This is a genomic window from Gammaproteobacteria bacterium (assembly GCA_029880545.1).
Classification (GTDB): Bacteria; Pseudomonadota; Gammaproteobacteria; order Acidiferrobacterales; family SZUA-150; genus JAOUOD01.
The window spans coordinates 69,188-82,008 of sequence record JAOUOD010000002.1 but is presented as its reverse complement, the minus strand read 5'-3'; the positions used below and the strand labels follow the sequence as shown (position 1 = coordinate 82,008).

At 54.0% G+C, this 12,821-nt stretch carries 9 protein-coding genes and 1 riboswitch; of the genes, 2 read left to right on the top strand and 7 right to left on the bottom strand.

Translation table 11 applies throughout. The annotated features are described in order from the left end of the window. From OEZ10_02395 to OEZ10_02385, 3 genes are all read right to left on the bottom strand, one after another. Positions 1-609, bottom strand: coding sequence for an energy transducer TonB (locus tag OEZ10_02395; protein ID MDH5631825.1), 609 nt, complete (start codon positions 607-609; stop codon positions 1-3). 17 nt (positions 610-626) lie between these two features. Then, positions 627-2,444 (bottom strand): TonB-dependent receptor, encoded by a 1,818-nt coding sequence (locus OEZ10_02390; protein MDH5631824.1) that lies wholly within the window; start codon positions 2,442-2,444, stop codon positions 627-629. Between the two features lie 111 nt (positions 2,445-2,555). Continuing rightward, positions 2,556-2,794, bottom strand: a riboswitch (cobalamin riboswitch). A 56-nt stretch (positions 2,795-2,850) separates the two neighbouring features. Continuing rightward, entirely contained in the window at positions 2,851-3,687 is an 837-nt protein-coding gene (locus OEZ10_02385) for a transposase (GenBank protein ID MDH5631823.1), read from the bottom strand. A 127-nt stretch (positions 3,688-3,814) separates the two neighbouring features. Between OEZ10_02385 and OEZ10_02380 the strand changes: the two genes are divergently transcribed. Continuing rightward, complete coding sequence (locus OEZ10_02380; GenBank protein ID MDH5631822.1) at positions 3,815-4,345, top strand: peroxiredoxin family protein; 531 nt, start codon at positions 3,815-3,817, stop codon at positions 4,343-4,345. 440 nt (positions 4,346-4,785) lie between these two features. On the opposite strand, the gene OEZ10_02375 is transcribed toward OEZ10_02380, so the two are convergent. Both OEZ10_02375 and OEZ10_02370 read right to left on the bottom strand, forming a co-directional pair. Continuing rightward, a complete protein-coding gene (locus OEZ10_02375; protein MDH5631821.1) occupies positions 4,786-4,965 on the bottom strand; it encodes a hypothetical protein in 180 nt (59 codons plus the stop codon). 38 nt (positions 4,966-5,003) lie between these two features. Next, positions 5,004-5,405: a MarR family transcriptional regulator gene (locus OEZ10_02370; protein MDH5631820.1), complete on the bottom strand. Its 402-nt coding sequence runs from the start codon at positions 5,403-5,405 to the stop codon at positions 5,004-5,006. 114 nt (positions 5,406-5,519) lie between these two features. Between OEZ10_02370 and OEZ10_02365 the strand changes: the two genes are divergently transcribed. Continuing rightward, positions 5,520-6,179, top strand: a complete 660-nt coding sequence (locus OEZ10_02365; protein MDH5631819.1) for a DNA-3-methyladenine glycosylase — start codon at positions 5,520-5,522, stop codon at positions 6,177-6,179. Positions 6,180-6,188: 9 nt separating this feature from the next. On the opposite strand, the gene OEZ10_02360 is transcribed toward OEZ10_02365, so the two are convergent. Beyond that, positions 6,189-7,970 (bottom strand): ABC transporter ATP-binding protein/permease, encoded by a 1,782-nt coding sequence (locus OEZ10_02360; protein ID MDH5631818.1) that lies wholly within the window; start codon positions 7,968-7,970, stop codon positions 6,189-6,191. Positions 7,971-8,204: 234 nt separating this feature from the next. Next, a complete protein-coding gene (locus OEZ10_02355; protein ID MDH5631817.1) occupies positions 8,205-12,707 on the bottom strand; it encodes a VCBS repeat-containing protein in 4,503 nt (1,500 codons plus the stop codon). Between the last annotated feature and the right edge of the window lie 114 nt (positions 12,708-12,821).

The following is a 12,821-nucleotide window of genomic DNA, read 5'->3' as shown; positions in this document are numbered from 1 at the left end:
TTAGCGGTTCACCAATTTGTAAATGACCGGTACTGATAACCGCTCCAGGTTGATTGCGGCAAGCAATGTCCGGGCAGGAACCGGATGCACCTGGACCTTGCTTAGTGCATCCATGGCTGCACTATCAAGCAGTTCATAACCCGAGCTTTTCCTGATCCGTATATCATTAAGCTGACCTTCATCATCAATAATGAAATCCAAAAGCACCAGGCCTTCCCAGCCGCGCCGCCTGGCCAGCGCCGGGTAGTGGAAATACCGGTTAAGTTGTTTGCCAATGCCAGCCTGGACGGCACTCGCCGCTGCCTGGTAGCTGGTTTCAGTATTGGGGGACTGGTCGGTCAAGTCGGCAGCAGCGTGACCGGATGTCATGCTGTTGTCTGCCAGGGTGTTGTCGACAGTTTCCGGGACCGGATTGGGTTTTGATTCACCTGCTGCGCGCGTGCTGCGCTGACGGACTGCTTCCAGGGTGGCGGCAATGTCCGGCTGCAATGTGTGGTGTCCGGCTACGAGCGGTCGGCTCGGGCCGGCGGCAAGCAGGACAACGTGGATCAGCGTCGATGCCAGTACCAGGACTGGCAGTCGATGTGATGCTGTATCCAGGTTGCCCACGCCGTATTCAGCCGTGATTATTCATACTGCAGGCTGATAAAGGCGGTTCGACCGGCCTGGTTGTAGGTATCCACGGTCTGGTATTCCCGGTTAAACAGGTTGTCGATGCGCGTACGCAAGGACCAGGAATCAGACAGTGCCAGGTTCCAGTACAGGTTGCTGACGGTATATGGATCCAGGGCAACAGTATTGGCTGCATCGTTGTAGCGTTTGCCATGATAGTTCGTATCAAGACCAACAGTACCCATACCACCCTTCCAGGACAAGTCGAGCTTGCCCATTGTGCGACTGCGGCGAGGCAGAACCTTGTCAGTGTCGGCATCGCGCGGGTCCAGCCAGGTGTAGTTGGCCGCGATATGCAGCCCACCGATGCGGGACGATACGCGCGCTTCGGCTCCCTTGATTTCAGCCTTGTTGATATTGACGACTGTCGGGAAGCTGTAGGCAATCAGGTCTTCGATGCTGGTACGGTAGGCGTTCAGTTCCCAGGACAGCAGGGCGTGATTGCCGCGAATACCCAGTTCGCTTGAATGTGATGTTTCCGGCAACAAGTCAGGGTTGCCGACAAAATAGGTGGCTGTAGCCGGATCGTTCCAGAACAAATCATTGAACGTCGGCGCGCGGTAACCGGTACCGTAACCGGCAATTACCGTCACCGGCGCCAGTTTGGCGGCAACAGACAGGTTGCCGGTGGTCTGCGCCTCATACCATTCATTCCTGTCACGACGTACTGATGCCTGCGCATCAACCAGCTTTGTGCCGGCAGAGTATTGCAGGAAGCCACCGCTGTTATAGCGGGTGTCGCGGGCGTAGTCAGTGCTGCTGTCTACGGATTCATCCAGGTAATCAATACCGACAACAACCAGTCCGCCGCGCCCAAAATCCAGGTCAGACTGGATCAGCATCTGGTCACGCTGGGTATTGTAAGTGTCCGGAGTGACCGACCCGTCAATGCGGTAGTTGGTACTGTTGTCCATTGCGCGCGAAGCCTGCAGTTTCAGCTGCGAGGCGCCGCCGGTTTTCATGGTGATAGCGGTGCCGTACAGTTGCTGGTCAAAGTCGGCAACATTGGGAAAGAATACGCTGCCGTCATAGTGACTGGTGCCTTCGTTGTATTGCGCGTTCACTTCGAATGATGCAGCATCCTTGACGGCAACACCGCCGCGTACGTTGACACTGTTGCGAACGTAGGGATCATTGTCAGCTTCAGGCGCATAGAAATTGTCATCTGTTGCGTTAAAACCCTCGGTACTGAATCGCTCAAGGCTGACATTGTGCCAGGCCACACCGTTTTGTGATGATACATTGGCGCAGACGCGACGTGTGCCATGGTTGCCGGCGCCCACAGATGCCGCTGAACGGTTGCCCTCAGCCTTCCTGGTGAAAATCTGGATAACGCCGCCAATGGCATCGGAGCCGTACAGGCTTGAACGCGGACCGCGCACGATTTCAATGCGTTCGATTTGTGATAACGGGATATCGGCCCAGGGAGTCGTGCCGCTGGTGGCTGAGCCAATGCGGACACCGTCAATCAGAACGGCAACATGATCAGACTCGGTGCCACGCATGTACAGTGATGTGATTTTGCCATAACCACCGCTGTTGGTGAGATCAATACCGGCGACACCTTCGAGTACTTCTTCGACCGACAGTGCCTGGCTGTTGGCGATATCTTCAGCGGTAATGACGGTAACCGATGCCAGGGCATCATCAACAGTCTGGGCGGAACGGCTTGCTGTAACGATGATGGTGTTGTCAGTGGATTCTTCTGCTGCGGCAAAAGAGGTAGAACCAAGTGCGGCAACAGTTGCTGCCGCTATTACAGGAAACTTCATCTGAATTCTCCGAATATGCACACGCCCGTGCATAGTGATTGTTGTCACCGGGGAGAGCTCAGGAAGGGGTAGGAATAAACCAGGTAGCCCGAACCTTGCCGCCCGCCCGCAGCATTACGGTTGCCTGCAGGCCGGTCTCCGGGCTTACGAGTGGACTGTTGTCCGGGTACACCCCTTCCCATATCGTGGCCGGATACTGAATTTGCAGCCGGGTAGATACAGTGGTGTTGGTGTACCGCAACTCGATTACCGTTGCGGGGGCAGCGCGGGAATAGTCAGGACATGAGGTCTCAGACGCACCCGCTTCCCGTTTCATCGCCATTGGCGACACCTGAAGCGGGGATGAATGTAGGGGCTTGGCATCGTTCCGTCAAGTACCGCGCCAAACCCATGATTCGGTGCGAATTTATACGCCCTGTTTCTTGAGAATCTTGCTTACCGTGGAAGTATGCAGCCCGAGATGCTGGCCCAGTTCGGTCAAGGTGTAACCGTGACGTAAGTGGGCGTCGCAGATGGTCCGGTCTCGTTCAGAGCGGTCTTTACGGGTATTGCTGTCAAACAGGTCCGATAATGGTGTACGGGTTTCCGGCGATGGCGCAGAGTCCTTGTCCATGTACTGGCGATGTTTTTCAACGAAAGTGGCATTCCCAAGAAACAGCTGGTAACGCACCGCGCGCCAGGGGTTTTCGGGGTCACTTCCCTTGTTGACGTAGTCCTGGAATCGATTAATGGCATCGGCAGGATTTTCGCCGAACTGAGCAAGCAGCCAGTCGCGGGCACTAATGGGTTTTGCTTGCCCGGATTGTCCGATCACCTCATTGAAGCTGCTCCAGCGATACTGTGATGCGTAATCACACCGCTCAAGACGCACGGGATTCAGCATGAGGTGACGAGCCAGCTTGATCAGGTTGGCGTCCTTGTCAAACAATATGGCCTTAAACCGGCCTTTGAACAGCGCACCTTTCTTAAAGTAGCGACGATTGTATTCCTGGGTGTAGATACCGTTTACCTGGCGCATGCCCTGGGACAGGTTGGCCTTGGGGGTTTCGATAATCAGGTGATAATGATCATCCATCAGGCACCAGGCATGACAAACCCAGCCGGACCGCTTGATAGTCTGGGAGAGAATGTCCAGGAACCGGATACGGTCGCGCTCGTCACAGAATGCCTGCTGTGAAGGAGGGACCCGACTGGTTATGTAATATGTAGCGCCAGGGTACTCAATACGGATGGGTCGTGACATAGGTGCTTCTCGTTTCAGTGCTTTTTCAGCTCGTTATTGACAGCTTTTTGGAACTAATTTAATTATAGACAAATCATTTACATCAACTATTTTGTAAGTATTCGACAAAATTGGTGTTGTTGCGCGTATGAAAGTTCGAACCGGCGACCGGGCGCGGGATTTCACCCTGCTGGATATGCAGGGAAATCCATGCTCACTTTCCGATTACAAGGGCAACAAAATACTCCTGTCTTTTTACCGTGACGCGGGCTGCCCGTTCTGCAACCTGCGTATATTCGAATTAACCCGGCGCCAGGCCGGGTATGAAAAGCAGGGCCTGGTAATGCTGGCCTTGTTCAAATCCAATTACGACGGCATTCGTCGCTATGTCGGTCGCCAAAACCGGTCCTTCCCGATGTTGGCCGACCCTGAAGGCAAGGTGTACGACATCTACGGTGTCGAATCATCCTGGCCGTCACTGCTTCTTGCTTTCTTCAGAATTCCGAGAATTCTGAAAGCGTTTTCCAAGGGTTTTTTGCCTACCCTGGGCGCCTTCAAGCCTTTGTTGCCTGCCGACATCCTGATCAATTCTGACCTGACTGTTGCCAAGGCCTTTTATGCTCGAGATGCCGCTTCGCATATTTCGCTAAAAGACATCGAAACCTTTCTGTCAAAATAAGCCATCCCCTGGGTCATGTGCCGGCTGCTACCTTTGTGGGCGACGCCCAGGCTGGCTTGGCACAACAAGACTTCAGGTCATGCTCCTGGCCCCGTTGCCGATAATTTCGTTGCGCACGACTCATTACGGCAGTTAGATGGAGCATTGATCACTCACAAGTTAATTCATGCTTACTTGTGATCTTTTCAGAATAAGCGTAGTCATTTATTCCCGATGTGCCAGTTGGGGGCGGTCGGTCATAACCGGTCAGTTGCTCGTCTTAATAATAGAAATACGAACTAAGTTACTGTTAAAAAAGGAAAAATAATTTGTTTAATCAGGAAGGGCAGGGGATGGCGATAGGGTGGATCATCGGCCAGCAAGTGCCGTTTATCCAGTGATGAAGGCGTTAAATTGCGAAGCTGCACCGACCGGGAAAACCCCGGTCGGTGAGTACAGGATTACTTGAATCCCAGTTTGCGCCAAATGACGATATTCGGACAGATGCCGGTAGCAAAGGCAAAGCCGGATGCTGCGAGCGGAATATAGAAAATCCAGTGAACTGTGCTGTAGCCGGTCAGCCAGATACCGAGTGACAGAACAATAAACAGGGACAGGTACATCATGCGTTGTGCGTTCATGGGTTTACTCCAGGGATAGATAAGCGGGAAGAATCGGGCTACGCCAGTGAGCCGGCGAGTTGTTCAAGAGAATCTGACAGCGGTGTTAACACGGCGCTGTCCATTTGTTGTTCCAGGCCGGACAAGGTCAACACAATGGCGTCAAAGCGTTGCCTGCCAAGGTCGCTCAAGGAAATCAGTGATGAGCGGCCATCCGAGGGATGGGGGCGGCTCTCACTGAGGCCGAGGCGCTCCAGTTCCTTGATTTGGCCGGTAACCGACGCCCGGCTGATACCGAGGTGATCACTCAGCTTCGACGAGGCTACGGGCTCCAGGGCCTGGATCTGGTGCATCAGGCGCATCTGCGCCAATGTGATGCCGGATGCGTTTAAAATTGGGCAAATCAACCGTTCAATGCGGCGCAAGTTTTCTAAAACCTTGATTAGTTTCAAGTTTTCCATCTGATTAGTTTACCAAACTAACCAAATTGCCGTCAATAGCCTGATGCTGAAATTCGGTGGCGAACTGGAAATCCGGTACAATGGTAATCGGAGTGGAATCAGGGTAACCGAGGCATGACCAGGCTGGCACAAGGTTTTTTTTCAGCGGAGGCGGAGCAGGTTGCCCAATCCCTGCTGGGCAAGGTGATTCGACGGCGCTTCCAGGGGCAGTGGCTGTCCGCGCGCATAATCGAAACCGAGGCCTACTACCGGCATGAGCGCGCCAGTCATTCTTCCCTGGGGTATAGCCATGCACGCCGCGCCATGTTCATGCCGGCGGGTATAATCTATATGTACTATGCCCGCGGCTGGCCATCACTCAATGTCAGTACGGAAGGCGAAGGCGATGCCGTGCTGATCAAGTCGGCCTATCCCTGGCCGCATAGGCTCAGCGGCAAGCGCATGATTGATTTAATGCAGCAGGCCTACGCGGAAAAGCGGCCGTTACATCGCTTGTGTGCGGGTCAGACCTTGTTGTGCCGTGCGCTGCGCCTGGCTGTCGAAGACTGGAATGCCAGGCAGTTTGATGCGGGAGAGTTCTATATCGATGACACTGGTGAACGACCCGGCAGGGTAATCCAGACCCGGCGACTAGGCATCGCCGCGCATCGCGATGCGCACCTGCCTTACCGGTATATCGACTATGACTATGCCCATGCCTGCACCAGGAACCCGCTTGCCTCGCGAACATGGCACGAGGGAACAGACTACGTGGTGCGGGCAGTGAGGGGCTGATAAACCTGTCTAGCGCTCGGTGTCATGCTGTTGTGCGGCCCACATTTGCGCATACGTTGCGTTTTTCGCAATCAGTTCGGCGTGTGTGCCTTGTTCAATGATGCGGCCGTGATCCAGTACCAGGATCTGATCGGCGTCCATGATGGTCGACAGCCGATGCGCCACCACCAGGGTAGTGTGATTGGTGGCAATATCAACGAGTTCCGCCTGGATGGCTTTTTCGGTGCGTGAATCCAGTGCCGACGTGGCTTCATCGAATACCAGTATGGGCGGGTTCTTCAGGATGGTGCGGGCAATGGCAACGCGCTGTTTTTCACCACCGGATAATTTCAGGCCGCGTTCACCGACAACCGTATCATAACCATCCGGCAGGCTTTCGATGAATGTATGGATATGTGCACGCTTGGCAGCGCCAATAATTTCTTCATCGCTGGCATCAGGGCGGCCGTAGGCAATATTGTAATGAATCGAATCATTAAACAGCACCGTATCCTGCGGCACGATGCCAATGTTACCGCGCAGGCTTAGCTGGCTGACATCACGCACATCCTGGCCATCAATGGTTATGCGGCCGTTGGTGACATCGTAAAACCGGAACAGCAGTCGCGACAGTGTCGATTTGCCGGCACCGCTGGCGCCAACAACCGCGACCTTGTGACCGGCGGGAATCTCAAAACTGACATCAAACAATACCTGGCGATTGTCGTCATAACCGAAGTCAACATGGTCAAAGCGAATATGACCCTGGCTTACTTTTAAATCATGCGCATCGGTCTTGTCCTCGATTTCCGGCGTGGTTTCCAGGATGCCGAACATGCGCTCCATATCCGCAAGCGAGTGACGGATTTCGCGATAAACAAAGCCGAGAAAATGCAGTGGCTGGTAAAGCTGCAGCAGGAACGCGTTGACCAGCACCAGGTCGCCAATGGTCATCTCGCCATCAACGACACCCTTGGCCGCCAGGGTCATCAGGATAGTGACACCAACGGCAATAATACCGTTCTGGCCGCCGTTCAATACCGACAATGATGTCTGGTTGCGTATGGCGGCATCCTGCCATTTTTTCATGTGTTCGTTGTAGCGATCCGCCTCGTAGTGTTCGTTATTGAAATACTTGACGGTTTCGTAGTTGATCAGGCTGTCGATGGCAGTGGTATTGGCGCGCGAGTCCAGTTCGTTCATGTTGCGCCGGAATACCATGCGCCACTCGGTAATGAGCAGGGTGAACAGGATATACACCACCAGCGTGCCAAGTATGCTCAGCGTGAAGCTGATGTCGTACTTGGCCAGCAGAATCGCCGATACCAGGCCGATTTCGAACAGGGTCGGCAGGATGTTGAAAATCATGAAGTTCAACAGGAAACGGATACCGGCCGCGCCACGCTCAAGGTCACGCGACATGCCGCCGGTCTGGCGTTCCAGGTGATAGCGCAAGGACAGCTTGTGCAGGTGTTCAAAGACACGAATGGTCACCCGGCGGATCGAGCTTTGCGTGACCTTGGCAAAGACAACGTCGCGCAACTCGGCAAACACCGAGCTGGCCAGGCGCAGGCCACCGTAGCCGAGTAACAGTACGATCGGGATAGCCAGCATCGCCTGGGGCTTGTCGAGAATATCGACAATGTCCTTGAGTAACAGCGGAATACCGACGGTGGCGGTTTTTGCTGTCATCAGGAGCAACAGTGCAATCAGTACCCGGCCGCGGAACGACCAGACATAGGGCAGCAGCGTCCGAATGGTCTGCCAGTCATCCCGGTCTTTGGGCGGGGGTCCGTAGTGTCTTGTGCGCATAGGGTGGCAATGATATCGACAGAAGGGGGTTGTTGGTACCTTAATTTCCGGTCATGTCCCCACGAATTAAGCGCTTTAGGATTCGCGCCAACGCAGGATCAGCGCAAATTGAAACAGGTTCGCAATCTGGTGGGAAAGTCTCTGAATAGACCATAGACTTCGCGGTTTGGCGGGATGGCAGGCAAAAAAGGCGGGCAGGGCCCGCCTTGTTGCTGATCAACCGTTACCTGGGAATCAGTTTGTGAGGTTGAGGTAAATATGGTTACCTCCATTTTCACCGGTCACAATATCCAGATCGCCATCACCGTCAATGTCGCCGATATCTATTGATCGGGTCGACGCTGTTCCGAGGGCCTGGGCGCTGTCGGTGAAGATACCGGTACCATCATTCAGGTATACTCGGTTGCCCTGGCCGTCGTTGCCCGTAACCAGGTCAGGGTCGCCATCATTGTCCACATCGGCCAGCTTGATCGAGGACGTAAGGTAGGAAGGAAATACCTGGCCGCTATCAACGAAGGTTCCGGTGCCATCGTTAATGTAGATGCGATCTGATTGCCCATAGTTGCCGGCAATCAGATCGAGATCACCATCTGCGTCAATGTCCGCCAGGGAAACCGCTCCTGTTTTATCGAGTCCAAGGTTTTGACCGCTGTCAGTGAATACGCCTGCACCATCGTTCAGGTAAACCGCGTTGGCCTGGTTAAAGTTGCCTGTGACCAGATCCAGGTCGCCATCGCCGTCAATGTCACCCAAATAAACTGAGTAGGTGGTTGATAGTCTCAGGTTCTGACCGCTGTCGGTGAATACACCGAATCCATTGTTGACATAGATCTTGTTGGGTTGCCCGTTATTACCGGATACCAGGTCCAGATCGCCGTCGCCGTCCAGGTCGCCAAGTGCCACGGCAATCGTATTGAAGGATCCCAGGGACTGACCGCTGTCGACCGGGAGGCCGGTATTGAAATATACGCGGTTAGTCTGGCCATTGTTACCCTGCACCATATCCAGAAGACCGTCGCCGTTAACATCGCCCAGCGCGACAGACCAGGTATTAAGAGAAGAGATTACGCCACCCGTGGTCCAGAAGTTACCGTTGCCATCGTTCAGGTAGTACTTGGTTCCACCACTGGTATTTCCCGCAACCATATCCAGGTCGCCGTCGTTGTCCAGGTCACCCAGTGCGATGGACATCGTGTAATCCGCATCCATCTCCTGTGTAGCGTCGGTGAACACTCCGCTGCCGTTATTGATATAGGTATGGTTGATGGCATTCAGATTATTGCCGACAAGCAGATCCAGGTCGCGATCACCATCGATATCGACCAGGCTCACCGATGTGGAATTGTTATTTCCAAGCGGTTGGCTGCTGTCTGTAAAGATACCCAACCCGTTGTTTACGTAGACCTGGTTGGGCTGATTGAGATTGCCCGTCACAATATCGAGGTCTCCGTCGTTGTCGATATCCCCCAGTGTGATGCTGATTGTGTAGAAAGAACCCAGTGCTTGCAGGCTGTCGGTAAAGTTGCCTGAGCCATCATTTAAGTAAACCAGGTTGGGGCTTCCGGTTCCTCCCCGCTTTTGTGCTACCACGAGATCCATGTCACCATCACCATCGAGATCGCCAAATGCGACCACTTGTGAATCGTATCCCGTTAGCGTCTGACCGCTATCAGTAAAGTTTCCGGACCCGTCGTTCAGGTAAATTACGTCAGGCTGGTAGCCGTAGCCGTTGCCTTCTGCAATGTCGAGATCGCCATCACCATCAATATCGGCCAGGGCAACCGACCAGGTGTTGCTGTTACCCAGTAGCTGGGCGGACTCGGTGAAATTGCCTGAACCGTCATTCAGGTATAGGTGATTTTCGCGCTCAACATAACTTGTTCCGTCAAATCGGCCGTAGACGCCTTCGACAAGATCAAGATCACCATCACCATCTATGTCTCCCATGGCAATGGACTGAGTGTAATATGTTCCAAGCGACTGCGGGGTGGCGGTAAATACGCCGAAACCGTTGTTTATCCATACCTTGTTGCCTTCTGCGTACATTCCTTCTACCAGGTCCAGATCACCGTCACCATCGATATCGCCAAGCGTCATCGACTCCGTGTTGATGCTGCTTAAAGTCTGGTTGCTGACAAAATTGCCAGTACCATCATTAAGGAACACTTCGTTACTCTGTCCGACGTTTCCAACAACCAGGTCATCGTCGCCATCATTATCAAGATCGCCATGGGCAATCCGCACGGTGCTGCGTACGCCCATCATCGGATTGAGGAAGATTCCGGCCAGGTGGAGCCTGATATTCACGCAATCAACAACAATACTGGTGACATCGGTACCGGAAATTGTACCGGTTCCGTTGGTTACCGAGCACTCGTAGTCCGGCGTCGTCGGTTGTGTGCGTATGGTAGCGTCATAAGTCGTGCCATCGTCGTTTGGAGTAGGGAAGGTAAAGGCACCGTCACCCGACAACGTGAGGTAGTCTCCGCCATTATTTTGCAGGGTAATTGTTGCCCCGGCTGGAAGACCGGTCAGTGTACCACCCACCGTATACTTCTCGGGAACACAGTGTACGTCAATATCCAGTATGTTGGCGCCCGAAACGGCGCCGGTACCATTGTTCACGGTGCAAATTTGGTTTGGACCGGTTGGATGGCTAATTACAGTAATGTTGTAAGTGTCGCCATCCGGAACAGGTGTGGAGAAGGTGAATACACCATTTGCAGTAAGTGTCAGGTCATCACCCCCGTTGTTTTGGATAATCGCGCCTGTGATGCTTGGTACTTTCAGGCCTCGAGTGCTTCCGCCAATGGTGTAGGTATCGGTCGTGCAGGTAATGGTGATATCGGTGACATCGGCACCGTTGACTGTGCCGGTATTGTTGGCAAACGAGCAGGTCTGATTGGGATTGGTGGGTGCAGTCCTAAACCCGACCACGTACTGGGTTAAATCATATACCGGTGTTGGGAAGGTAAAGCTGCCATTGGTGGTCAAGGTCATGGATTCCATGCCATTGACAATGGTCAGGCCGGTCGTGCCTGCCGCCAATCCCGAGATCGTACCGCCAATGGTATAGGTGTTGGTGACACAGCCTATTTCCACGTTAACAATGTTCGACCCTGAAATAACACCACTGCCATTGACCACGGTACAGGTCTGGTTCGGTGCTGTCGGTTGTGCCGAGACTGTCACCGTGTAACTGCTGCCATCAGGCAGGGCGGTGGGGAAGGTAAACAGGCCGTTTGCCGTCAAGGTAAAGTCATTGGCACCGTTCAGCTGCAAGGTAATATCTGTTGGCACACCGCTATACAGGCCCCAGAGGGAGCCACCCACCGTATAGGTGTTGGTCACGCAATCCACGGCAATGTTGCTGACATTAGCACCACTGACGGTGCCGTTACCGTTAGTTACTGTACAGGTCTGGTTGGGCGAGGAAGGCTGAATGGAGATGGTGACGTTATAGCTGCTGCCGTCAGAAACGGCAGTCGGCAAGGTAAAACTGCCGTTGGCCGAAACCAGCATGGAGCTGGAGCCCACATTCTGAATGCCGACACTATTACCCGCTGCCAAGCCTGATACGGTGCCGCCGACGGTGTAGGTGTTGGTCACGCAATCCACGGCAATGTTAGTGACATTGCCGCCACTGATGGTGCCGGTCCCGTTGGCGATAGAGCACATCTGATTGGGTGAGGTGGGTTGAGTTAATACGGTAACATTGTAGGCATCACCATCAACTAGGCTGGTGGCAAAGATAAAGCCGCCATTAGCGTTCACCGTCAGGTAGTCACCGCCATTATTTTGCAACACGACCGAATTGCCGGCAGCCAGTCCGGAGATCGTACCACCCACCGTATAGGTGTTGGTCACGCAATCCACGGCAATGTTGCTGACATTAGCACCACTGACGGTGCCGTTACCGTTAGTTACTGTACAGGTCTGGTTGGGCGAGGAAGGCTGAATGGAGATGGTGACGTTATAGCTGCTGCCGTCAGAAACGGCAGTCGGCAAGGTAAAACTGCCGTTGGCCGAAACCAGCATGGAGCTGGAGCCCACATTCTGAATGCCGACACTATTACCCGCTGCCAAGCCTGATACGGTGCCGCCGACGGTGTAGGTGTTGGTCACGCAATCCACGGCAATGTTAGTGACATTGCCGCCACTGATGGTGCCGGTCCCGTTGGCGATAGAGCACATCTGATTGGGTGAGGTGGGTTGAGTTAATACGGTAACATTGTAGGCATCACCATCAACTAGGCTGGTGGCAAAGATAAAGCCGCCATTAGCGTTCACCGTCAGGTAGTCACCGCCATTATTTTGCAACACGACCGAATTGCCGGCAGCCAGTCCGGAGATCGTACCACCCACCGTATAGGTGTTGGTCACGCAATCCACGGCAACTGTCGTCACATGGGCATCGGCCACGGTGCCACTGCCGTTGGTCACGGTACAGGTTTGGCCACTTGGCTGGGTCAGGACCGTGACATTATAGGTACCACCCCCGGCCAGTTCGGTGATAAAGGTAAATGCACCATCGGCGGTGACCGTTAAATCATCAGCCCCGTTGTTCTGCAGGACGACACTGTTTCCTGAAGCCAGGCCACTGACTGCCCCACCTACCGTATAAGTCCCGGGTACCGGGACGCCACCACCACTGCCACCACGGTCCGGGCACGCAGACAGCAGACCCAAGAGCGGGACTAACAAAAGAAGTTTGAGGGTGGCAGTGACGAGGCGCATGAGGTGTTCCCCTTTCTTGATGTTTTTCAGGCACAACAAACAGATGGAGGGTGTCTGTACAATCCAGGCGCCCCGCGTTATGTCGCGTCGCTGAATTCCAATCGGGGGAATTCA

Coding starts and splice junctions, on each gene's coding strand:
- OEZ10_02390 (MDH5631824.1), bottom strand. CDS start 2,444: ATGAAGTTTCCTGTAATAGCGGCAGCAACTGTTGCCGCACTTGGTTCT.
- OEZ10_02385 (MDH5631823.1), bottom strand. CDS start 3,687: ATGTCACGACCCATCCGTATTGAGTACCCTGGCGCTACATATTACATA.
- OEZ10_02380 (MDH5631822.1), top strand. CDS start 3,815: ATGAAAGTTCGAACCGGCGACCGGGCGCGGGATTTCACCCTGCTGGAT.
- OEZ10_02375 (MDH5631821.1), bottom strand. CDS start 4,965: ATGAACGCACAACGCATGATGTACCTGTCCCTGTTTATTGTTCTGTCA.
- OEZ10_02370 (MDH5631820.1), bottom strand. CDS start 5,405: ATGGAAAACTTGAAACTAATCAAGGTTTTAGAAAACTTGCGCCGCATT.
- OEZ10_02365 (MDH5631819.1), top strand. CDS start 5,520: ATGACCAGGCTGGCACAAGGTTTTTTTTCAGCGGAGGCGGAGCAGGTT.
- OEZ10_02360 (MDH5631818.1), bottom strand. CDS start 7,970: ATGCGCACAAGACACTACGGACCCCCGCCCAAAGACCGGGATGACTGG.
- OEZ10_02355 (MDH5631817.1), bottom strand. CDS start 12,707: ATGCGCCTCGTCACTGCCACCCTCAAACTTCTTTTGTTAGTCCCGCTC.